The 26,146-nt window shown below is 38.4% G+C and carries 3 protein-coding genes; all 3 read left to right on the forward strand.

The genetic code is table 11. The features are described from left to right. The first annotated feature begins 12 nt into the window (after nt 1-12). From ILT06_RS21260 to ILT06_RS21270, 3 genes are read left to right on the forward strand one after another with little or no spacing between them, the layout of a single operon-like run. Entirely contained in the window at nt 13-4,569 is a 4,557-nt protein-coding gene (locus tag ILT06_RS21260; RefSeq protein ID WP_222655515.1) for a non-ribosomal peptide synthetase, read from the forward strand. A 2-nt stretch (nt 4,570-4,571) separates the two neighbouring features. Then, a complete protein-coding gene (locus ILT06_RS21265; protein ID WP_222655516.1) occupies nt 4,572-11,042 on the forward strand; it encodes a non-ribosomal peptide synthetase in 6,471 nt (2,156 codons plus the stop codon). Beyond that, nucleotides 11,039-25,921, forward strand: a complete 14,883-nt coding sequence (locus tag ILT06_RS21270; protein WP_222655517.1) for a non-ribosomal peptide synthetase — start codon at nt 11,039-11,041, stop codon at nt 25,919-25,921. The genes ILT06_RS21265 and ILT06_RS21270 overlap by 4 nt, the downstream gene beginning before the upstream one ends. Nucleotides 25,922-26,146: the final 225 nt, after the last annotated feature.

Below are 26,146 nucleotides of genomic sequence, written 5' to 3' on the forward strand. Positions count from 1 at the left end.
GGAAGATTTTTTATGACCAATGAGGAAAGTTATCCATTAAGTCACCCGCAGCGAAGAATATGGTATACAGAAGTTATTCATTCTGATAAAGGGATATGTAATTTAAGATTTTTATTTAAACTTCATCGAAAAATGAATTATTCAAAATTAAACCAAGTTGTGAATCGTGTTATCAGTGAAAATGACGGTCTGTGCATTAGATTAAAAGAAAATGGGCATCAGGAACCTAAACAATATTTTATTAAACATGAAGAACAAGAATTTGAGTTTTTCGATTTCAGTAATGTGGAGAATTCAGATTTACTTGAGGAATGGATTGAGCAGAAAACAAAAGAAACGTTTACATTATTTAATTCGAATTTATACTATTTCGCCTTAATAAAATTAAACGATAATGAATGTGCAGTCTTTGGAAATGTTCATCATATTATCATGGATGGTTTATCAATTCAAATATTTACTGAGCAGATTGCAAAATATTATTATGAAATGCATAACGAGACTGAGGAAGGCGAAATTAAAAATTCATATATTCAATTTCTGGCTAATGAACAAACATACTTGAATAGTAGTCGCTTTCAAAAAGATCAAAAATTCTGGTTAGAGGAATTTAAAACACTTCCATCTGTGACCGGATTGAAGACCTATAATACGTACCAAGTTAGTACCAAAGCATCACGCGAAACGTTTATATTATCGGAGCATTTGAAGAGAAAAATAGGATTATTTTCCGAAAATTACAAATTTAGTTTATATACTCTTTTTGTCGCTGCTTTCTCGTTGTCCATGTATCGGTGGACTTCATCGTTTGATATTGCATTAGGAATGGCTTACGGCAACCGTATGACTAAAATGGAACGAAAATTGATTGGAATGATGGTGAGTACAGTTCCTTTAAGAATGAATATTGATCCAGAAGAAGAAGTGCTTTCATTTATTGGTAGGGTGTCCAGAAAACAAAGTAAATCATTAAGACATCAGAAATATCCATTTGATTTATTATTAAAGCAGATTAATAAAGAGAATAACAGCAATGTGAGACTTTTCGGAACTACGATTGATTATAGGGATCGTGATGAAAGTGGTGACTCACTATGGATTGCAAACCGTGAAGAAGTACAAGATTTTGCAGTGCATATTGAAAATCTAATTGATATAGACTCTTTGCATGTACATATTGATTATCGTGAGGAGCTATTTTCTAAGGAAGAGATAAAACGCTTTTTTAACGTTATGTTAGCGATAATGGAAAACACTTTTGAAAACCCAAAGCAGAAGGTAGCTGAAATCGAAATTATTTCTGATGAAGATAAAAGAAAAAGTTTAGTTGAGTTCAACAATCCTAAGCTGGATTTCCCACCTCGGGAAACTCTTCATGAATTGTTCGAACGACAAGCAATGATTTATCCAAACGCTATTGCAGTTACGTATGAAAAAGAAAAAGTTACTTATAGGCAACTTAATGAACGTGCAAATCAGTTAGCTCATTATCTGCAGAAAAAGGGAATAGGACCTGATACTTTAGTTGGACTGTGTGTTGAACGTTCTCTCGAAATGATTGTAGGTATTTTAGGGATTTTGAAGGCTGGTGGGGCTTATGTTCCACTTGATCCAACATATCCTGAGCAGCGACTTCAATATATTTTAGAGGATGCTAGCATTCAGATATTCGTAACGCAAGAAAGTTTAAAAGAATTGAAATGGTTACCAGAAAATGTTGAATCGATTTGCCTGAATCGTGATCAAGAAGAGATTGGGAAAGAAAGTAAGACCTTGCCGGTTTCTGATGTGAATTCCCAAAATCTAGCTTACGTAATCTATACTTCGGGATCAACAGGGAATCCAAAGGGCGTTATGATAGAGCATCACAATGTCATTCGGTTATTTAAATCGACGGATTGTTGGTATCAGTTTAATGAAAAAGATACTTGGACGCTTTTTCATTCTTATGCATTTGATTTCTCAGTATGGGAAATTTGGGGAGCATTATTATATGGTGGAAAATTAGTTGTTGTTCCGTACTGGATTAGTCGATCGCCAAAAGATTTTTATCAATTATTGGTGGAGGAAGAAGTCACAGTTCTAAATCAGACACCTTCCGCATTTCGACAATTAATACGAGTGTGTGAACACGAAGATAAGAATAAAAACTTGCAGCTGCGTTATGTGATATTTGGCGGAGAAGCGTTAGAACCCATCAGCTTGTTACCGTGGTTTCAAAGATATGGGGATAAAGAACCACAGCTAATTAACATGTATGGAATTACAGAAACTACAGTTCATGTTACATATTATCCAATTACTCTAGATGATGTACATCATGCTTCGAGAAGTAATATCGGAAAACGGATTCCAGATTTAGAAGTGTATATATTAGATGCTTATCAACAACCTGTTCCTATAGGTGTAGATGGTGAGCTTTATATTGGCGGGGCAGGGCTTGCACGTGGGTATTTAAATAGACCTGAATTAACAGCAGAGCGCTTTATATCTCATCCATTTAGTAGTGATCCGAAAGCAAGATTATACCGGACAGGAGACTTAGCGAGGTATTTGCCAGATGGGAATCTGGATTATCGTGGAAGAATTGATCATCAGGTTAAAATACGTGGTTTCCGAATTGAGATTGGGGAGATTGAGTCTACTTTAAATGCATATGCATCTATAAAAGAGGCAGTTGTAATTGTAAGAGAAGATCAACCGGGTGATAAACGATTAGTAGCTTATGTTGTAGGAGATGGAAATGTAGGTGCGTGGAGAGAGTATCTTAAAGCGAAACTACCGAGCTATATGGTACCTTCGGGATATGTGACGATGGAAGCCATTCCACTTACAGCTAACGGCAAAGTTGATCGTGAGGCATTACCTATGCCAGAGGAAAAGCAGATTAATAGTGAATGTGTTGGCCCTCGGAATAGTAATGAACAGATACTGGCTACCATTTGGAAGCAAGTATTAGGTATTAAAAAGGTGGGAATCTATGATAATTTCTTTGAAATTGGTGGCGACTCGATTCTCAGTATTCAAATCATATCTCAAGCAAGTCAATTAGGGTTAAAACTTACTCCAAAGCAAATGTTTGAATGCCCAACTATTGCCGAGCTGGCAGAAGTGGCTATAGAAACGCAGGGAGTACAAGCGGAGCAGGGGATTGTGACAGGAGATGTGCCTCTTACTCCAATTCAGTACTGGTTCTTCGAGCAAGAACATCCACATCCAGAGCATTGGAATCAATCAATGCTTTTAAGAGTAAAAGAAAGATTGGATGTGAAGTTACTAGAGGGAGCAATATTAAATTTACTCAAACATCATGATGCTTTACGTTTCCGGTACGAGCAGTTACCAAACGGAACATGGAGGCAGAGAAATGAAGGGACTGATGAGCTGTCAGTACTCCATGTTGTAAAACGGAATAAAGTTAATGAAAAAGAGTGGAATAAAATAATACAAGAAGAGATGGACATTAATCAAGCTAGTTTCAATTTAGTTACTGGTCCGTTAATGAGAGTAGTTTACTTTGAGGATAACTTGACTGGAAATGATCGAATATTCTGGGTGATTCATCATTTAGTAGTAGATGGAGTATCATGGAGAATTCTATTGGAAGATTTACAGGTGGTATATAACCAGATGAAACAAGGTCAAGGAATTCGCTTACCTGCGAAAAGTACATCTTTTAAAGAATGGTCTGAACGACTCCAGATATACAGTGATTCGGGTATTTCAAAAGAAGTACAGGATTATTGGAATGAACAAGTAGAAAAAGAAACGATGACAATTCCAATGGACTATCCAATACAAGAAACAACAGAAGAATCGATTGATCAAGTGACGAGGACTTTAGGAGTAGAAGAAACACAAGCATTGTTACACGAAGTTCCAGTCACTCATAAGACAAGGATTAATGAGGTACTATTGGCGGCATTAGGACAAGCTATCGTCGATTTTACAAATCAGCAAACGGTTTCTATTCATCTAGAAGGACACGGGAGAGAAGAGATGATTGAAGGTATCGATTTATCACGGACAGTGGGTTGGTTCACGAGTATTTATCCTGTTCATCTGAATTTTCAAGGAACTAAAACACCAATTGAAGGCTTAAAGGCTGTCAAAGAACAATCGCGTCGAATTCCGAATCACGGAGTAGACTATGGTATTTTACGTTACTTGAATAAAGAAATACTTCCGTTTTATGAGCAAAAGCCTTCAATAAGCTTTAACTATTTGGGTCAATTTGATCAGGTGTTTTCAAAGGAATCTTTGTTTATGCAAGAGGCAGGGTTTACATTTTTAGATCATGCTCCAGATTCCAAGCCATCTCATCTAATTGATGTTATCGGAATGGTGAAAGATGAAAAGTTACATTTTATTTGGATGTATAGTAGAGAACAGTTTTCTAAATTAAAAATTCAAGTGATAGCAGATGGTATGTTGAGGCATCTTCACCAACTTATAAATAAACCAACAACAGAGTCTGCTTTTACGGTATCAGATTTTGCTGATGCAGAGAATCTTACGGAAGAAAGCTTGAGCAAAGTATTACTTAAATTAACAAAGAAGAGGGTGTAAAAATGGGAGACGTTATTGATATATATGGTTTATCACCTTTGCAAAAAGGAATACTGTTTCATACTTTATACGATCAAGATGATGAATATTCTTTTTCCTATATTGTACAAGTAGGTTTCTTGCTCGGGGGGCAATTGGATGTTGATACTTTTGAAAAAGCTTGGGAATATGTTATTCAACGACATGAGGTACTGCGCTCAGTATTTGTTTGGGAGGAAGTAGAAAAACCTCTACAAGCAGTTTATGAACGTCTTCCTTTTACTATTCATCAAGAGGATTGGAGTACCCATTCGCATGAGGAGAAGGAGAAGAAATTACACCAGTTTTTGACTGCAGATCGTAGGAAAGGATTTTTATTGGATGAAGCACCATTGATGAGAGTCACTGCGATTAAAGAAGCAGAAGGGGAGACGAGAATTATTTGGACACATCATCATATTTTGCTAGATGGTTGGAGTGTTTCATTGGTCTTTAGTGAAGTGATGGAAGTTTATCTCAAGATGATAAAGGGAGAATTGTTGAATCTTCCTAAATCTCTTCCTTATAAAAAATATATCCAGTGGATAAATAAACAAGATCAAAGTCAAGCAGAGGAATTTTGGAAAGAAGAATTAAAAGGGTTCTATGCACCTACGCCATTAGCGATGGAAAGAAAGGATCAAGGGCAGGAGAAGGGCTATGGAGAGTGTGTTTATCAGGTATCTGAGGAATTCACTGAGAATTTACAAGAGTGGGTACGAAATAGTCGATTAACATTGAATACATTAGTCCAAGGAGCATGGGCCTATTTGATGGGTAGGTATAGCGGTGAAAGTGACATCGTATTTGGCGTAACTAGCTCTGGACGTCCTACTGATTTGATAGGAGCAGAGAATATGGTAGGCCTATTTATTAACACATTACCTACTAGAATTCGATTAACGGATAATACATCTGTAGTAGATTGGCTTCATAAAATACAGATGAAAGAAATGGAACGAAGACAATATGAGTATAATTCATTGATAGATATTCAAGGGTGGAGTGAGGTTCCGCGAAATAGCTCCTTATTTCATACCTTGTATGTGTTTGAAAATTATCCAATTCAAGGTGAGAGAAATGATGATTTAAGATTACTAGATGTTAAAAGCGCGGAACAAACAAATTATCCTTTAACACTCATTGTAATGCCTGGTAAGAAAATTACTTTAAAGTTGATGTATGATCGAAGCTATTTTAATGAAGAAACAATAAATTGGATTCAGAATCACTTATTGCAAATATTAATTCAGATGACGAAGAGCCTAGATTCAAAACTCTTTGAAATTACTCATTTAACAGCGGAAGAACAGATACAGTTATTAGAGGAATGGAATCATACTCAAGTAAATTATTCGGCTGAAGGCATGATTCATACGATGTTTGAGGAGCAAGTTAAAAAAACGCCGGAAGCAATCGCGGCTATTTACGAAAATGAACAAATTACCTATAAAGAGTTGGAGGAGCGTGCGAATCAGCTAGCTCATTATTTACAAAAGCGTGGTGTAGGCTCAGAGTCTCTGGTTGGGGTATATATAGAACGTTCATTACAAATGATGATAGCGTTATTAGGTATTCTAAAATCAGGAGCAGCGTATGTTCCACTTGATCCTACTTATCCAGAGAGTCGGCTTCGATATATATTAGAGGATGCTGGAATCGAAGTACTAGTGACGGAAGAGAATTCTAAAAATTTGTTTGTATCTGAAAATGTTGAAACGATTTGTATGAATAAAGATTATACTGCAATTGAAAAAGAAGAAACAACCCCATGTATAAGTGGTGTAACAGGAAGAAGTTTAGCGTATGTTATGTATACTTCAGGATCTACAGGGAATCCAAAGGGAGTAATGATTGAGCATCATTCAGTAATCAATTATCTAGAATGGATGCAACATAAATATCCACTTTCTGAAAAGGATGTGGTCTTGCAGAAAACGCCATTCTCATTTGATGTCTCTGTTTGGGAGTTGTTTTGGGGTATTCACGTTGGTGCAAGTGTATCTTTCCTGCCTCCAGGTGGAGAAAAAGATCCTTCTATTATAGCTGAAGTGATTAAAAAACATCAGGTTACTATAGTTCAATTTGTACCTTCGATGTTATCTGTTTTCTTAGATCACTTCAATCATATTGAATTGAACATGAATTGTTCGTCCGTACGCCATGTATTTTCTGGTGGGGAAGAACTAAGTTCAGGGTTGGTTAGACGATTTCAACAGAAATGGAATCATAGTGGACAAGTGAAATTAACCAACTTTTATGGACCAACTGAAGCCACTATTTATGTGAATGCATTTGATATTCAGCCAAATCAAGAATTTGTTTCTATTGGGCAGCCGATACAGAACACGCAATTATATGTATTAGACCAAAATCAACGCTTGCAATCAATAGGAATTGAGGGTGAGTTATATATTGGTGGTGCTGGTTTAGCACGTGGATACTTAAATCGTCCGAATCTTACTGCTGAAAAATTCGTTTCGCATCCATATCGATTCGGGGAACGACTATATCGAACAGGAGATTCAGTAAGATATCTAACTGATGGAAATTTAGAATTTATAGGTAGAATGGACCATCAAGTCAAAATGCGTGGTTTTAGGATTGAATTAGGAGAAATTGAAGCGACTTTAGAAAAATGTTCGTTTATTAAAGAGGCTGTCGTATTAGTTAGAGAAGATCGTCCAGGTGATCAACGATTGGTTGCATATGTAATGAGCGATGGAAATACCCAAGAGTGGAGAGAGTATTTACAAAACCAATTACCGAATCATATGATTCCAGCGCACCTTGTAGAGTTAGAACACTTCCCGCTTACTCCGAATGGGAAAATTGACCGAAAGGCCTTGCCAGTACCTGATGAGCAAACTATTGGAGGTTTAAATGTTCTACCTCGGACGCCATCGGAGGAGCTTATTGCCTCGGTTTGGAGTCAAGTGTTAGGAACTGAAAATATCGGTATTCAGGATTCCTTCTTTGAACGGGGTGGGCACTCACTACTCGCTACTCAAATTGTTTCTCGATTACAAGAATTGTTCCAAATCAAAATCCCATTACGTGAACTTTTCAAGCACGATACAGTGGAGGCATTGGCGAAACGAGTAGATCAGTTACGAAAAGAAGATAAAAAACGAGAGGCTGCCCCCCTTGTACCTATGAAACGAGAAGAAGCTATTCCGCTTTCCTATGCGCAGAAACGTCTATGGTTTATTGATCAATTAATGTCAAATAGTGCTATGTACAATATTCATGCAGCGTGTCGCTTAACAGGTAAATGGTCAATTGAAGCGTTGGAGGTCGGATGGAATCAGTTGTTGGAGCGTCATGAATCATTACGGACGATAATTCTAGAACAAGAGGGTGAACCTTTCCAACAGGTTCAATCTCATGTATTCAGACATATCCCTCAATCGAATCTAACAGATCTCTCTTTTGAAGATAGGGAAAGAGAAATGAAACGGCTCATTCAAAACGAAGCGGAGGAACCATTTCATTTTGGACAAGGTCCTCTGATTCGAACACGAATATTGAAAGTGGACAGGGAAGAATGGGTTCTCATTTGTACGATGCATCATATTATTTCAGATGGATGGTCAATGGGGATTTTACTTGAAGAATGGATGGCTTTTTATGAAGGAGCACTAAGCGGAAAACCGGCGGAATTGAAGGAGTTATCTATCCAATATGCAGACTTTGTTATGTGGCAGAAGGAATGGCAAAAAGAAGAGAATTTGGATCAGCACCTTCGATATTGGAAGGAAGAATTGGCTGGGGAGTTACCGGTTTTACAATTACCGATGGATCGTCCTCGACCTGCGGTTCAAACCCATCGTGGTGCAAGTCAGTCCTTAATGGTGGCGAATTCCCTACAGGAAAAACTCAAAGATTTAAGTCTGCAAGAAGGATGCACTTTATTTATGACATTGATGGCAGCGTATCAAAGCTTCCTTTCTCGTTATACAGGACAGGATGACATCTTGGTTGGAAGCCCAATCGCTAATCGAAATGTTAAAGAGATTGAGGGATTAATAGGTTTCTTTGCAAATACGTTGGTTTATCGAGCTGATTTCAGTGAAAATCCGACGTTCCAAGAACTTTTGTCGCAGGTAAGAAAAAAAGCACTAAAAGCATACGAGTATCAGGACATCCCATTTGAGAAAGTGGTAGAATCCGTAAAGCCGGAACGGAATACAAGTCATTCACCAATATTTCAAACCATGTTTACTTTACAGAATACGAAGCAAGAATTTCCTCAGCTATCTGAAAGGCAAATGGAACTCATGGAAAGCCATGCTTCTGTAGCGAAATTTGATTTGAGTTTATTTGTTACTGAGACGGAAGAAGGATTATCACTAACCTTTGAATACAATACTGATTTGTTTGATGATACAACCATTGAACGTCTGGCAAGTCATTTTGAGCATTGGTTAAATCAAATTGTCTCTCATCCAAAATGTTTATTATCAGAATTGAATATGTTATCGAAAGTAGAATATAAGCAATTACTAGAAGAATGGAATGAATCAGCTGTTATAGATATAGAAGAATGCGCGATTCATACATTGTTTGAAGAACAAGTAGAAAAAACACCAGAAGCAATTGCAGTGGTATGCGAAGATGAAGAACTAACATATCGAGAGTTGGACGAACGCTCGAATCAGCTGGCACATTATTTACAGAAAAATGGTGTAGGTTGCGAATCATTGGTTGGGATTTGTGTTACACGTTCATCTGAGATGATTGTAGGCCTCTTAGGAATTATGAAGGCAGGAGGAGCATATGTCCCAATAGATCCAGCGTATCCGGAAAGTCGGCTGCAATACATTTTAGAGGATGCTCAAATAAAGGTACTAGTAACACAGGAAAAATTACAACAAAAAATGGTTATACCTAGATCCGTTGACGTGATTTGTATTGATCGTGATCGAGTAGAAATAGAACAAGAAGTAACTACGGTGTGTACGAGTGAAGTGACGGGCGATAACTTAGCCTATATTATCTATACTTCAGGTTCCACTGGAAATCCAAAGGGAGTAATGATTGAGCATAGGAGTACAGTAACAATGATTCGTTGGGCGCATCACACATATTCCCGAAAGGATTTAGCGGGAGTGTTGGCCTCCACTTCGCTATCCTTTGATCTATCTGTTTTTGAAGTGTTTGTTCCCCTAACGATGGGTGGTAAGGTGATTGTCGCTGAAAATGCTCTACATCTAGACAAGTTGTCTACCAAGGATGTGACTTTAGTCAATACTGTGCCATCGGCAGCGAAGGAACTGGTTCGAGCAAAAACACTTCCTTCTTCGGTAAAGGTGGTGAATTTGGCTGGAGAACCATTGTCATATTCACTTGTTCAAGATTTATATGAGAGAAGTACGGTTGAGAAGGTGTACAACCTATATGGACCGTCCGAAGATACTACTTATTCCACTTATATGGAATTAGAAAAAGGTGTCGTCCATAGGGTACCTCCAATTGGTAAACCAATCTTCAATACAGAAGTATATGTACTAAGTATTGAACAAAAAATGGTTCCAATTGGTGTAGTTGGTGAGCTGTACATTGGTGGATCGGGATTAGCACGTGGATACTTAAACCGCCCTGACTTAACGGAAGATCGTTTTATACCACATCCATTTAAAGAAGGGGAGCGAGTATACCGGACTGGAGATCTAGTAAGGTATTTGCCGGATGGAAATTTGGAGTATCTTGGCCGAATCGATCATCAGGTAAAAATTCGTGGGTTCCGGATTGAACTAGGAGAAATTGAAGCGACATTACAAAAGCATACATTAGTTAACGAAGCTATTGTGACGGTGAGGGAAGATTATCCTGGTGATCTACGTTTGATTGCTTATGTTGTAGGAGATGGGGATGCTCAAAAGTGGCGTGATTATCTCAAGGACCAGCTACCAAATTATATGATTCCAGCCTATTTTGTCGGATTGAATGCATTTCCACTCACTCCAAATGGAAAAATTGATAGGAAGGCCTTACCAGCACCAGAGAAACAGGAGATAGCAAGTGGTTATATTGCTCCTCGTACGCCTACGGAAAAAACAATCGTTTCAATATGGAATGAAGTTTTAGGTATGGAAAACATCGGAATTCAGGATTCGTTTTTTGAAATAGGTGGTCACTCATTACTTGCTACGCAAGCTGTTTCCAGTCTTAAAGAGGCTTTTGGAATTGAGATACCATTGCATGATTTATTTATGTTTCATACGGTGCAGCAATTGGCAGAACAGATTGATCAATTGCTCTATAACAAAAATCAAGAAATTCAGAATGATAGTAAGGAGAATGTAAGTCTTCAAGACTATATTCAAAAAGAAGCAGAAGTCAGTAATGATGAAGAATTACTAGAACTGCTTAAGCAATTAGAAGAGCTATCAGAGGAAGAAGCACAAGGGATATTCGAGAGTAATTTGATTCAGGAAGGGGTAAAAAAATGAAAAGTGATTTACTTGCAAAGCTGAGTTCACTTTCTCCTGAGAAGAGAGCATGGCTTCAGAAGCAAATGCAAAAAAAGGAGAATAAAGAAGCACTCCCGTTGTCTTATGCACAAAAACGTTTGTGGTTTATGGACAGATTTAACCCAAACAGTTCTTTATATAATATTCCAACAGTATGGCATCTAAAAGGAAATTGGATACCTGAAGCATTAGAGAAGGGATTCAATCGACTCATTGAACGTCATGAATCATTACGAACTGTTTTTAAAGAAATAGGAGAACAGCCTGTGCAACAAATTGTCGAATTCCTTCCTAGAGCATTACCTGTAAGAGATTACTCTCAACTTCCTCTAGAAGTAAAAGAAAAAGAGGTAGATAGTTTAATTGCGAGAGAAGCGCAAGAACCATTTGATTTAATGAATGGTCCTTTAATTCGTAATCAGCTTGTTCAATTAGAGAAGGATGAATGGTTATTACTGTGTACGATGCATCATATTATTTCTGATGCTTGGTCCATTGGTATATTCATGAATGAATTCCTTGCTTTCTATGAAGAAGAAACGGGCGGAAATCCTGCTAAATTAAGTTCATTATCCATTCAATATGCAGACTTTGCGAAGTGGCAAAAGGAGTGGTTGCAAGGTGATGTGCTAAATCGTCAGCTTACGTATTGGCAGGAAGAATTGTCTGGTGAGCTTCCTATCTTACAACTGCCAGTGGATCGACCTCGACCGGTTAAGCAGACTTACTCTGGGGCTGCGTATCATGTGATTTTTCCTTATAAATTGCTCAGTCAATTGAAGGATATAAGTCGACAAGAAGGATCTACTTTATTTATGACTTTAATGGCCGCATACCAGAGCTTTCTTGCTCGTTATACGGGACAAAAAGATATTCTAGTTGGTAGTCCGATTGCAAATCGGAACCATAAGGGAGTAGAAGGATTAATTGGTTTCTTTGTTAATACGTTGGTTTATCGATCAGATTTGAGTGGCACCCCTACTTTTCGAGAGATTTTGAACAAAACAAAGAAAAAGGCGTTAAAAGCTTACGAATATCAAGATATACCATTTGAAAAAGTGGTAGAAGCTGTGCAACCTGAACGAAGCATGAGTCATTCCCCTATATTTCAGACCATGTTTACGCTACAGAATATAAAACAAGAACGACTAGATTTGACTGATAGAAGTATTGAAATGGTAGAAAGTAATATGTCTATTGCTAAATTTGATTTGAGCTTAACTGCCTATGAAGTGGAAGAAGGTCTATTTGTCTCATTTGAATACAACACGGATTTATTTGATAGTAGTACCATTGCACGTATGGCAGGACATTTTGAGAACTGGCTAAATGAAATCACGTATCATCCAGATGAATCATATACAAAGCTGTCAATGTTATCGGATACTGAGCAAAAACAACTCCTAGAAGAATGGAATGATACGGACGTAGTTTATGGTCATGATTGTATGATTCATGAGCTATTTGAGCAGCAAGTTGCACGGACACCTGATGCAGTGGCGGTAGTTTATGAGGGTGGAAAGCTAACGTATCAAGAACTTAATGAAAAATCGAATCAATTGGCGCATTTTTTACAAAAACGAGGTATCGGACCTGAATCATTGGTCGGTATATGTATTGAACGTTCTCCTGATATGATTATCGGTCTCTTTGGGATTTTGAAGGCAGGTGGGGCTTATGTTCCACTGGACCCAAGTTATCCCGAAAACCGCCTGAGATATATTTTGGAGAATTCACAAATTCAAGTGCTGTTAACAAAAGAAACACTACAGGACTGGTTACCTAAAGATATCCAAGCAATTTGTTTAGACCGGGATCAAGCGATGATTTCTAAAGAGAGTAATTTAGCCCCGGTAAGTGGAGTAACAGCAAATAACTTAGCCTATATTATATACACTTCGGGTTCGACGGGAAATCCAAAGGGGGTAATGATTGAACATCATTCCGTTATCAATCGCCTACAGTGGATGCAGAAAAAATATCCATTGGCCGAGGAGGATACAATCCTACAAAAGACACCGTTTTCGTTCGATGTTTCTGTCTGGGAATTATTTTGGTGGTCATTTGTAGGAGCACGTGTTTGTTTACTTCCACCTGGAGGAGAGAAAGATCCTGCGGTGATTGAGGAGTATATTGAGCGATATCGTGTGTCCACCATGCATTTTGTTCCGTCGATGTTATCTACTTTCTTAGATTATATGGAACTATATAATTCGAAAAGGGATGTCTCGTCTTTAATTCAAGTTTTTACTAGTGGAGAAGCGTTAAACACTGAGCAGGTTCGCCGGTTTAAGGGGATCTTTTACAATGTTCAGCAAACAAAGTTAATTAACTTGTATGGTCCTACTGAAGCGACTGTGGATGTGACTTATTATGATTGTGATTTAGAAAAAGAAGCAATGCTTATTCCGATTGGTCGTCCGATTGATAATACAGAGTTGTATGTGTTAGATCAATATCAACAAGTGGTCCCGATTGGTGTGGCAGGGGAACTTTACCTTGGAGGAGTAGGATTGGCACGTGGCTACTTCAATCGACCAGATTTAACTACTGAACGTTTTATTCCGCATCCCTTTAAGGACGGAGAACGATTATATCGAACGGGTGACTTGGTGAGATATATGAATGATCGTAACTTGGAATATATTGGAAGGATAGATAACCAAGTTAAAATTAGAGGATTCCGAATTGAATTGGGAGAAATTGAAGCAGCTTTACATGATTACTCATCTGTAAAAGAGGCAGTCGTGTTGGTGAAGGAAGATCGACCAGGAGATAAGCAGTTAGTAGCTTATGTAGTGGGTGAAGGGGATACTGGGGAGTGGCGTGAATATCTCAAGAAGCAACTGCCACATTATATGGTTCCGGCATACTTTTTCAAAATTGAAGGTATGCCACTCACTCCAAATGGTAAGGTGAATCGGAAAGCCTTACTGGAATTAGAAGAACAGTTCATAAGTGAAGATATTACTTCATCAAGAACACCAGTGGAGGAGCTTATCGTTTCCGTTTGGAGCCAAGTGTTAGGAATAAAAAACATTAGTGTTCAGGATTCCTTTTTTGAAATCGGTGGTCATTCACTACTAGCTACTCAAGTAGTGTCACGTTTACAGGGAATTTTTCAAATCGACTTACCAGTACGTGAACTATTTGAATATACAACGGTGGAGTCACTGGCAAAGCGATTAGATCAGTTACGTAAAGGAAATAAAAAACGAGAGATTCCGCCGCTAATACCAATGAAACGAGGAGAAGCTATTCCACTATCTTATGCCCAACAACGCTTATGGTTTATTGATCAATTTACACCTAATAGTGCCCTTTACAATATGCCAATGGTATGCCGCCTTACAGGGAATTGGCTACTTGAAGCATTGGAAACGGGATGGAATCAACTAATAGAACGTCATGAATCACTGCGGACGGTCTTTCACGAAGTGAACGGTCAACCCGTACAGCAAATTGAACCGTATGCTTTTCAATCAATTCCGAAAACGGATTTAACTATGCTTTCTTCTGAAGATCAAGAAGAAGAAGTTAAACGTTTAATTCAACAAGAAACAGAAGTGCCATTTGATTTAACAGAGGGTCCATTAATCAGGACAAGTATTTTGCACGTGGGAGAGGAAGAATGGATACTCCTTTGTACTCTACATCATATCATTTCAGATGGATGGTCAATGGGAATCCTACTTGAAGAATGGATGGCATTTTATGAGAAAGCAACGGATGGAAAGGTAGCGGAACTTGAACCATTACCGGTTCAATATGCCGACTTTGCTCAGTGGCAAAAAGGATGGCTAAAGGAGGAGGTGCTGGATCAACAACTCCAATATTGGAGGGAAGAATTGTCTGGGGAGCTTCCTGTACTCCAACTTCCTATCGATCGCCCGCGTCCCGCAATACAAACTCATCACGGGTCGATATACACTCTGGTTCTGCCAAGCACGCTACATGATAAATTGAATGAACTTAGTCGAAAAGAAGGGGCTACACTCTTCATGACGCTTTTAGCTGCATATCAAAGTTTTCTATCTCGTTATACGGGACAAGAAGATATTCTGGTCGGAAGCCCAATTGCGAATCGGAATTATAGAGAAATTGAAGGACTAATTGGTTTCTTCGTTAACACGCTGGTTTATCGAGCTAATTTGAGTGGTAGACCGACATTTCAAGATGTACTGTATCAGGTTCGTCAAAAGGCATTGAAGGCGTATGAATATCAAGATATTCCATTTGAAAAAATTGTAGAAGTTGTGCAACCGGAGCGAAGTACAAGTCATTCGCCAATCTTCCAGACTATGTTCATTTTGCAAAATATGAAACAAGAGTTTCCGGTGTTATCTAGTAGAAGTATTGAAATGATAGAAAGCCATAGCCCAATTGCAAAGTTTGATTTAAGTGTAATGGCAGCTGAGACGGAAGAGGGTTTACTTTTTACTTTTGAGTACAATAAGGATTTATTCAATGCTACTACTATTGAACGGATGGCAGGACACTTTGAGAAATGGCTACATGAAGTTTCTCATCGCCCACAAAATCCGTTGCATGACCTGAGCATGCTATCAGAACCCGAGCGTACTTTGTTATTAGAAACATGGAAGGACACTGTAATGGAAATGTCTCATCAGGGTCTTGTTTGCGACAGATTTGAGGAGCAAGTAACAAGGCGTCCTGATGCGATTGCGGTAGTTGATCAAACAAAACAGTGGACTTATGGTGAACTGGATACACAAGCAAATCAGTTGGCAAATGTTTTACAGCGAAAGGGAGTAGCCCCAGAGTCAGTGGTAGGAGTTTATCTTCCGAGGTCAGCTGAGCTGATGGCAAGTTTACTAGGCATTTTAAAAGCTGGTGGAGCTTATGTCGTTTTAGATCCGTTGTATCCAAAATCAAGGTTAGAATACATGATTGAAGATGCAGGAATTCAATTTGTAGTGACGGCGGAAGGACAAGAAGGACATTTCGCACACGTCGAAATGGTGAGGTTAGAAGAATTAACGGTGGAAAGCGTAATCGCACCTACACGTCAAATAAATCCAGAGAACTTAGCCTATATTGTCTATACCTCTGGTTCTACAGGAAAACCGAAGGGTGTCATGGTTGAATATCGCTCATTAATGAATATGGTTTCTTGGCATCAGGAAGTTTATCATATTTCAGCAGAGGATCGTGCGACTCAGATTGCAGGGGTTGCTTTTGATTCGGCTGTCCAGGAGATTTGGCCGTATCTAACTGCTGGCGCAACACTCTACTTGTCAACAGAGGAACTGAGAATTAATCCAGAAGCACTAAGGGACTGGCTCATTGATTCACGAATAACAGCTAGCTTTGCACCTACGCCTATTCTGGAAAGGCTCTTGAAATTATCTTGGCCAGATAAAACGGATCTTCGTTTTATCATTACTGGTGGGGATCAATTAACGCAGTACCCATCTAACGATATTCCTTTTGCGGTAATTAATCAGTATGGTCCATCGGAAAATACCGTTGTTACCACAGATTGTTATGTACCTGTAGGAGTGACAACAGGTACGCCATCGATTGGTCGACCGATTGCGAATACAGAAGTTTATGTGTTAGATTCTCATCTTCAGCTAGTACCAATTGGTGTAATTGGAGATCTCTATATTGGAGGGAAGAGTCTTGCACGTGGATATGCTAATCGTCCGGATCTTACAAAGGAAAAATTTATTCCACATCCTTTCAAGTCAGGAGAACGTCTCTATTATACAGGAGACAAAGCAAGTTATCTTTCTGATGGTAATCTCCAGTTCCATGGACGTATAGATGACCAAGTGAAAATTCGTGGTTTCCGGATTGAATTGGGAGAAATAGAAGCTGTTTTGCAGGCACATTCTTCTGTGAAAGAAGCAGTTGTATTGGTACGAGAGGATAATCAAGGTGACAAGAGATTAGTAGCTTATGTAGTTGGTGAAGGAAGTGTACATGAATGGCGAGAACATCTACAAACACATTTACCAAATTACATGGTTCCAACAAACTTTATTGAGATGGAATTTTTACCACTTACACCGAATGGAAAACTTGATTTGAAGGCATTGCCTATACTTAGTGAACAATCCGCCGAAAATACTGTATACCCACGAACTACGCTGGAAGAACTTATCGCTTCAGTGTGGAGTCAAGTGCTAGGAATAAAAGAAATTGGTGTTCAGGATTCTTTCTTTGAGCTTGGTGGTCACTCTCTACTTGCTACACAAGTGGTCTCACGCTTACAGGAAGTCTTTCAAATCAAATTACCGGTACGTGAACTGTTCGAATATTCAACGGTCGAGGCATTATCGAAACGAATAGATCAGTTACGTAAGGGGAGTGAAAAACGAGAAATTCCACCATTGGTGCCGATGGAACGCGGAAATAATATTCCACTATCTTATGCCCAACAGCGCTTATGGTTTATTGATCAATTTGCACCTAATAGTGCACTTTATAATATGCCAATGGCATGCCGCCTTACAGGGAATTGGTTACCTGAGGGATTGGAGTTGGGATGGAATCAGTTGATAGAGCGTCATGAATCTTTGCGGACTGTATTTTATGAAGAGGATGGCCATCCTGTGCAGCAGATTCAACCGTACGTTTTCCGTCCGCTTCTCCAAATGGACTTAACTAAGCTTTCATTAGAGGAGCGAGAAAGAAAGTTGGAGCAATGGATTCAAACTGAAGTCGAATCTCCATTTGATTTAGAACAAGGGCCATTGTTCCGTGGGAAACTCATAAGAATTTCAGAAGAAGAATGGGTTCTTCTGTGTAATATGCATCATATTATCTCAGATGGATGGTCGATGGAAATCTTACTTCAAGAATGGATGGCATTTTATGAGAATGCGATTGGTGAAAAACAAGCAGATCTGGAACCACTACCAGTTCAATATGCCGATTTTGCTCAGTGGCAAAGAGAATGGTTGAAAGATGAAGTACTATATCAACAACTTGCATATTGGAAGGAAGAATTATCTGGTGAGTTACCAGTCTTAATGTTGCCAGTGGATCGTCCGCGTCCGCCAGTGCAAACCCACCATGGATTAACTCATAATGTTTTGTTATCGCGCCCATTACTGGATAAATTAAACGAACTAAGTCGTCAAGAAGGGGCCACACTTTTCATGACCTTATTGGCATCGTATCAAAGTTTCCTTGCTCGTTATACGGGACAAACGGATATTATTGTTGGCAGCCCAATTGCAAATCGAAATTATCGAGAAATTGAAGGACTGATTGGTTTCTTTGTCAATACATTGGTTTATCGAGCTGATTTAAGTAATGCACCGGCATTTCAAGAGTTGTTGTCTCAAGTGCGGATAAAAGCATTGAAGGCATATGAGTATCAAGATGTTCCGTTTGAGAAAATTGTAGAGGTTATCCAACCTGAACGAAATACAAGCCATTCTCCGATTTTCCAAACCATGTTTACTTTGCAAAATACGGGACAGAAGCTACCAGAACTACATGGAAGAAATATAGAAGTAATGGAAAGTAATGCTCCAATCGCTAAGTTTGATTTAAGTTTAACAGCTGCAGAAGTGGAAGAGGGTTTATTACTTACTTTTGTTTATAGAACTGATTTATTTGACAGCTTAACTATTGAATCCATGGCTGAACATTTTGGGAACTGGTTGAATGTAATCGTGGAGAATCCTGATAAATCATTAGCTAAGTTGCCTATATTATCAGGATTACAGCAAAAACAGTTGGAAGAGTGGAATAATAATGCTGTAGCATATCTACGGGAAAGTACGATTCATCAGCTGTTTGAAGAGCAAGTAAATCGTACACCTGATGCGGTAGCAGTGGTAGATGAAAAACAGCAGTTAACATATCGAGAGCTTAATGAAAAAGCTAATCAATTGGCCCACTATCTTCAGCAATGTGGGATTGGGACTGAATCATTAGTTGGACTTTGCTTTGAGCGTTCAGTTGAGATGATTGTTGGTATTATGGGGATCTGGAAGGCTGGAGCAGCATATGTTCCATTGGACCCATCATATCCAGAAAGTCGCATACGATATATTTTGGAGGACACTGAAATTCAAGTATTAGTTACGAATGAGTCATTAGGAGGTTGGATACCCAAAGAAGTCAAGGCAGTTTGTCTAGATAGGGATCAGGCAATGATTTCAAAAGAAAGCATTCTTTCACCAAAATGTGAAGTAACAGGAGAAAACCTAGCGTATGTTATCTATACTTCTGGATCGACGGGGAATCCAAAGGGTGTCTTGATACAGCATCATTCTGTAATAAACTTGTCGCATGGTTTACAAAAAGAGGTTTTCGAACATGAGATACCATCTAACATGCATGTCGGTTTAAATGCGTCAATTGCCTTTGATGCATCTATTCAGCAATTACAAATGCTGTTGTATGGTTCAAGTTTGTATATTATTCCGAATGAAGTACGAAGTGATCCGGAACAGTTTGTAGCTTATATTAGGGAGAACAAGTTAGCAATCTTTGATATAACACCTTCAATACTTCAATTACTTATAGATGCCGGACTGTTAGAAACGTACGATGGTGTTCATGTTCCAAGTAAGGTATTGGTTGGCGGCGAAGCGATTATGCCGTCATTATGGGAACAGCTAGTAGAGACTGTTAAAATTGAGTTTTATAATGTATATGGTCCTACAGAATGTACGGTTGATGCAACATGCTATCATATCAAAAAAGATAGTGAAAGAGTAACGATTGGGCGTCCGTTGCCTAACGTTCAAACTTATGTATTGGATAGAAATGGGTTGCCAGTTCCAGTTGGTGTGATGGGTGAACTTTATATCGGAGGAGCGGGTCTAGCGAGGGGATACTTAAATCGTCCAGAGTTAACATCCGAACGATTTATTTCTCATCCATTCAAAGAAGGCGAGAGATTATATAGAACAGGCGATCTTGTGAGATATCTTTCTGATGGTAATATAGACTATTTAGGAAGAATGGATAATCAAGTGAAGATTAGAGGATTTCGAATCGAACTTGGGGAGATTGAGTCGACTTTACAGGAGCATGACTTGATAAAAGAGGCAGTTGTAATAGTTAGGGAAAATCAGTCGGGAGATAAGAGGTTAGTAGCTTATATAGTGGGCGAAGGCAGTTTAGAAGAATGGCGTGAGTATCTTAAAATAAAACTACCAATCCATATGATACCTTCCTACTTTGTCGAAATGAAAGAATTACCGCTAACCATAAATGGAAAGGTTGATCGGAAATCGTTACCTATACCAGATTATCAAGGAACACAAGAAGGGTACGTGGCCCCAAGAAATGAACGTGAACATAAGCTTTCTATCATTTGGGAAAGTGTGCTAGGTTCAAAACGTATTGGTATTTATGATAACTTTTTTGAAATTGGTGGAGATTCAATTCTTAGCATTCAGATTGTCTCTCGTGCGAAGCAAGCTGGTTTACAGTTGACACCAAAACAACTATTTGAACACCAAACGATTGCTGAGTTGGCGCTAGTAGTCAAAGAAGAACAAGGTGTACAAGCTGAACAAGGAATTATAACTGGAGAGACGATACTTACACCTATTCAGCAAAGGTTTTTTGCACAAAATCATCCTAACCCACATCATTGGAATCAATCCATGTTCTTTAGAACGAAAGAAAAATTGGACATAGGATCACTGGAAAAGGCAGCGCGTAACCTTCTACTTCATCATGATGCCCTGCGTTTAAGATATGAACGTTTACCTAATGGGGCTTGGAAACAGTGGAATGAAGGAATTGAAGAACAATTGATGCTGACTGTCATTTCATTAGACGAAGTGCCGGAAGCGGATTGGCATGAAGTTATTCAAAAAGAGATTAATGTTGCACAAGAAAGATTGAATTTACATGATGGTCCGTTAATGAGAATGGTGTATTTTGATGAAGGTGAGAAGACTGGCCGATTATTTTGGACAATTCATCACTTAGCCGTGGATGGTGTTTCTTGGCGAATTTTATTGGAAGATTTGCAAACAGCATATACGCAAGCAGTCCAAGGGCAAAAAATTCAATTACCTATGAAGAGTACATCTTTTAAAGAATGGTCGGAGAAATTACAACATTACGCTGAAACTGGAATATCAAAAGAAGTGCTACATTACTGGGAGCAGCAGGGTGAACAAGACGTAGTTATACTGCCAGTAGATGGTACTATAAGTAATCCAGTAAGCGCAGTAACTGAGGAAATTACTGTGGTGTTAAATGAGAATGAGACCCGTATGTTATTGCAAGAGACTTTAAGCACTCACCGTGTCCAAATCAATGAAGTATTATTAGCAGCATTGGTACAAGCTACAGCAGCATGTACGGGGCAGCCGATATTAAGCGTAGATTTAGAGGGACATGGTCGAGAAGAGATTATTGAAGATGTTGATTTATCGAGAACCGTGGGATGGTTTACAAGTATTTACCCAGTTCATTTAAATATTACTAGTGCTAATACGCCAATTGCAGCATTAAAAGCAGTTAAAGAACAAGTTCGCAAAATTCCTAATAAGGGTGTTGATTATGGGGTGTTGCGTTACATGAACGCAACAATGTGTGAGCAATTGAGCTCTCAACATACACCGTCTATTAGTTTTAACTATCTTGGACAATTTGATCAAATGTTTTCTAGCGATGCAATGTTTATGCCGGAGAACGAATTTAAGCGTTTAGATCATGCTGCCGGTTCCAAGCGATCGCATGTAATTGATGTAATTGGGGTTGTAACGAATGGAAAACTTCAGTTCACTTGGGTATACAATGTTGAACAATTCGCCAAATCAAAGATTCAAAGTATGGCACAGAATATGCTATATCAACTGAGCAGATTGATTCAACCTTCAGATAGAGAATCTGCACTGACCATTTCGGATTTTGCAATGGCTAATCTTAACCAAGTAGGTTTGACAAATGTACTAAACAAAATGAATCGTGGAAAGAACAATCAGATTACTGATTTATATCCACTATCACCTTTGCAAGAAGGTATGATTTTCCACACATTGCATGACCAAGGGAATGAACATGTTGCACCGTATATAGTGCAATTAAGTTTTATGATTAAAGGAAAAATGGATATTCCTACTTTTGAGCAGGCATGGAAATCTGTAATTCAGCGGCATGAAATTTTTCGTACAGCATTTGTTTGGGACGAAATTGAAGAACCATTACAAGTGGTGTATGAAAATATCCCATTTAAAGTGAACAAAGAAGACTGGCGTACAATGACAACTAAAGAGATAGAGGAAAAAAGAAAAGTCTTTTTGGCATTAGATCGAAAACAAGCCTTCCAATTTGATGAAGCGCCATTGATGCGGGTAACGGTCATTCAAGAAGGTGAGGAAGAATATCGGATTGTTTGGACACATCACCATATTTTACTGGATGGATGGAGTTTACCATTGGTCTTTAATGAATTACTTACAGTCTATCAGAAGAGAATGAATGGAAAAGCTGTAAAGTTACCTAAACCCTCACCATATAAGAAATATATCCAATGGCTCAGGGAACAAGATAAGGAGCAGGCGGAACAATTCTGGAGAGAAAAGCTTAAAGGTTTTACTGCACCAACTTTGCTGGGCTTAGAAAGTAAAGAGGAAGAAAAAGGTTATACAGAAAAGGTTACCTATTTATCAGAAGAGCAGACTCAAGCGTTACAAGGATGGGCGAAACGAAATAAACTTACTTTGAGTACAGTAATTCAAGGTGCATGGGCATATCTCATGAGCCGATATAGTGGAGAAAATGACATTGTCTTTGGTGTAACAAGCTCAGGGCGTCCTACGGAGATTATTGATGTTGAAAACATCGTAGGTCCTTTCATTACAACGTCACCGACGCGAATTCAATTGATGGATGATATAAAAGTAATAGATTGGTTGCAGAAGATACAAGAGGAAGAGATAGAAAGAAGACAATATGAGTATGCTTCTTTGACAGAGATTCAGGGGTGGAGTGAGGTTCCTAGAGGTACACCGCTGTTCAATTGTTTATATGTGTTTGAAAATTATCCAGTGAAAGAAGGATCTTCAGGAAATTTGGAAATTGGTGAATTGAAAGGGGTAGAACAAACCCACTACCCACTAGGATTGGCTATAGTTCCAGGAATCCAGTTATCGTTAAAGTTAATGTATGACCGTAGTAAGTTTAATAGAGTAACCATTGAACGAACGTTGGGTCATTTACACAAAGTGTTAATGCAAATGCTCAAAAACATTGATCAAAATCTATCGGAACTAGTATATATTACGGGGGCTGAACAAAGAAGGCTATTGGAAGAATGGAATAATAATGCTATATCCTATCCACGTGAGAATGTAATTCATCAACTATTCGAAGAGCAAGTAAATCGTACACCTGACGCGGTGGCATTGGTAGATGATAAACAGCAACTAACGTATCGAGAGATGAATGAAAGAGCTAATCAATTAGCCCATCATTTACAGAAATGTGGAATTGGGACAGAGTCATTAGTTGGCCTCTGCTTTGATCGATCAGTTGAGATGGTTGTTGGTCTCATGGGAATTTGGAAGGCTGGAGCAGCCTATGTTCCATTGGATCCATCTAATCCGGAAAGCCGCCTGCAATATATTTTAGAAGACACGGGAATTAAAGTGTTAGTTACAAATGAGGTATTACTAGGATGGATACCTAAAGACATCAAGACAGTTTGCCTAGATAGGGACCAAGCAATGCTTTCTCAAGAAAGCAAACTTTCACCAATATGTGAGGTAACAGGGGAAAACTTAGCGTATGTTATCTATACTTCTGGTTCGACAGGGAATCCAAAGGGGGCTTTAGTACAGCACCATTCTGTAATAAACCTATCCTATGGTTTACAAAAAGAAGTTTTCTCACATGAGATACCTAGTAATATGCGCGTCGGTTTGAATGCGTCAATTGCCTTTGATGTATCTATTCAGCAATTACAAATGTTGCTTTATGGTTCAAGTTTATATATTATCCCAAGTGAAGTTCGCACTAATCCGGAACAATTTGTGTCCTATATTAGGGAGAATAAATTGGAAATGTTTGATATGACACCTTCATTACTTCAATTACTTATAGATGGGGGATTGCTAGAAATAAGTGCTGATGTTCATGTACCAAGTAAGATATTAGTCGGTGGTGAAGCAATCATGCCGTCATTATGGGAACAGCTAGTAGAGACCGAAAAAATTGATTTTTATAACGTATACGGTCCTACAGAATGTACGGTTGATGCAACGTGTTATCATATTCAAACAGATAGTAAGAAAGTTACAATTGGACGTCCGTTGCCGAACGTTCAAACTTATGTATTGGATAAAAATTTGTTACCTGTTCCAGTTGGTGTAACAGGTGAGCTATATATCGGTGGTGCAGGTATAGCGAGAGGATACTTGAATCGTCCAGAATTAACAGCAGAGCGATTTATCCGTCATCCATTTAATGAAGAAGAGCGTTTATATCGTACGGGAGATTTGGTTCGTTATTTACCTGATGGTAATTTAGATTACTTGAGAAGAATTGATAATCAAGTGAAAATTAGGGGCTTTCGTATTGAACTTGAAGAGATTGAAGCGAATCTAGAGAGGCATCCATTGGTAAAAGAAGCAGTAGTTTTGGTAACAGAGGATAAATTAGGAGAGCAGAGATTGGTTGCTTATGTAGTTGGAGATGGAAGTATGCATGATTGGCGTGAATATCTCAAGAGACAAGTACCGAATTATATGGTTCCTGCACACTTTATTAAGATAGACGAGATTCCTCTTACAACGAATGGAAAAGTTGATCGAAAGGCATTGAACAATTTAACTATTCAAAGAGAAAATAACTTCTCTACACCAATCATTCCAAGGGATGAAATTGAATATCAGTTGATTAAAATCTGGCAGGATTTGTTACAGATAGAAGTTGTCTATGTAAATGATGATTTCTTTAATAGAGGGGGACACTCTCTCCTTGTAATTAAATTAGTTTCAAAAATTAGGGAGAAGTTTGGAAAAGAGATTAAGGTGTCTACATTGGTTAAGAATCCAACAGTGGAAGGAATCGCATGCCTTATTCGTGATAAGCATGATATGACGAAATCAGTATCAGCGCTGGTTCCACTGCAAGAATCAGAAAAAAGATCTTTCTTCTGCGTTCATCCGTTTATGGGGAATGTATTCTGTTACATTCAACTAGCAAGATTGCTTAAGAACCACTGTTCATTTTATGGTTTACAGAATCCTCTCATAGAAAAGAGAGAAATTGATGATTTGACCTTGCCGGAAGTAATTCAACTTTACATTGAAGAAATAAAACGTGTTCAGCCAGAAGGCCCATATCGTCTTGGAGGATGGTCTTTAGGCGGTGCAATTGCTTATAAAATTGCAACTGTATTAAGGAATCAAGGAGAGGAAGTGGAGTTTTTGGTACTAATGGATACTAAAGTACCTTCAGAGCAAGATCGTAAAACAAGGGAGGATATGCTCTCATATATATCTGAACATTTCATTCCTAGAGATCTTACTGAGCAGGAAGAAGGCCTCGTCCATAAGCAAGATATGCTTGTGGAGCGATTAATTATGGAAGGAGTACTCCCGCCTGATGCAAATCTTATGAATTTGAAGCAAGTTATCAATGCTCATAGGAAATGCCTGAACTTAATGGCAGAGAATGATTTGATACCATACTTTGGAGAAGTTATCTACTTTAGTGCTGAGGAAGGAAAAGAGTTGTTTACAAATTGGGGACCTTTATTAAAAGGAAGAGTAAATAAGTATTCTGTCCCTGGATCACATGAGGAAATAGTAGACTTCCCCGCAGTTGAAAAGATAGCTAAGTACCTATTAAATGAATTTGAAGGGATAAAAGAAACATCCCTTTCATTTACTGAAAAGTAGAGAGTGCAAAAGATGCAACGCTATGAACGAAAAGGGCAGCCCAATAACTGCAAATAAAGTGTAGGCAATAATGAATATATCAAGAGTATTACTTTTTAAGAGGATAATGGAAAATTTACTTGATAGAGACATAGAAACCTATATGAGCTGCTCATAGAATGATGTAAATGCTCTCCATTTTTTGTAATAGAAGCTAATGCTTTGATGATATTACTGAGGAAAGGT

This window comes from Bacillus sp. 17RED48, from assembly GCF_019837545.1.
Classification (GTDB): Bacteria; Bacillota; Bacilli; order Bacillales; family Bacillaceae_G; genus Bacillus_A; species Bacillus_A wiedmannii.

Excerpts from the sequence above, each read along its gene's own strand:
- ILT06_RS21260 (WP_222655515.1), top strand. The coding sequence starts at position 13 with ATGACCAATGAGGAAAGTTATCCATTAAGTCACCCGCAGCGAAGAATA.
- ILT06_RS21265 (WP_222655516.1), top strand. The coding sequence starts at position 4,572 with ATGGGAGACGTTATTGATATATATGGTTTATCACCTTTGCAAAAAGGA.
- ILT06_RS21270 (WP_222655517.1), top strand. The coding sequence starts at position 11,039 with ATGAAAAGTGATTTACTTGCAAAGCTGAGTTCACTTTCTCCTGAGAAG.